At 59.9% G+C, this 765-nt stretch carries 1 protein-coding gene and 1 pseudogene; both read left to right on the top strand.

The window, feature by feature from the left end:
* Window positions 1-228: pseudogene (locus NYR58_RS20480) on the top strand (plasmid partitioning protein RepA); the annotation flags it as partial.
* A 148-nt stretch (window positions 229-376) separates the two neighbouring features.
* Window positions 377-765, top strand: a 389-nt coding sequence (locus NYR58_RS20475; RefSeq protein WP_261522956.1) for a ParB N-terminal domain-containing protein, incomplete at its 3' end; no start/stop codon positions are given.

Here is a 765-nt window from a genome sequence, read left to right as displayed (position 1 = left end):
CAAACCAAGGTCGTGGCGTTGCTTCGGAATCTTTTTGAGGATCACGTTCTGACTAACCCAATGGTGAAATCAGCCGCCATTTCGGATGCCGGCCTGACGAAGCAGACCCTCTACGAGATCGGTCCGGGCAGCCTCACGCGCACGACATACGATCGCGCGATGGAATCACTGACAGCGGTCAATGGTGAGATTGAGAGCCTAGTCAAACTGGCATGGGGGCGATCATGAGAGTGTGGCCAGGCAGAGCGAGTGTCCTGTTGGGAGCTCCCAACAGAGTTCCATGGATAGCCGAGGGGAGTGGCCGGACATCCGCTGTTGGGAGCTCCCAACATGTCCCCTGCCCCGCGCCGGCAATGGCTGAATCAGGTGGTGCGCTATGAGCCGCAAAGACGCGATCGAAACGCTCTATCTTAAGAAGAGACAGCCGGCTGCGGGCGAAGCTGAAAAGCCCTCGGAGCGGGTCCGAAGCGGCGCGATCGGTGCAATGGGGGCGTCCCTTAAACAGATGACCGATGGCGCAAAGCTCGCGACGCGTCTTCAGGAGCAGTTGGAAAAAGGTGACGTGGTCGTCGAGGTCGAGCCGGAAGTAATTGACCACTCGCCAGTTGCCGACCGCATTCCCATCGATATCGATCCGGCGTTCGACGAGCTGGTGAAGTCGATTTCGGAGAACGGTCAGCAGGTTCCGATCCTGGTTCGTCCGAGCCCGTCCACTCGGGGGCGTTTCCAGATCGCCTATGGGCGCCGGAGGCTCCGAGCAGCCCA

The organism is Chelativorans intermedius, from assembly GCF_025398255.1.
In the GTDB taxonomy this organism is placed as follows: domain Bacteria; phylum Pseudomonadota; class Alphaproteobacteria; order Rhizobiales; family Rhizobiaceae; genus Chelativorans; species Chelativorans intermedius.
This window is presented reverse-complemented; position numbering and strand designations above follow the sequence as displayed.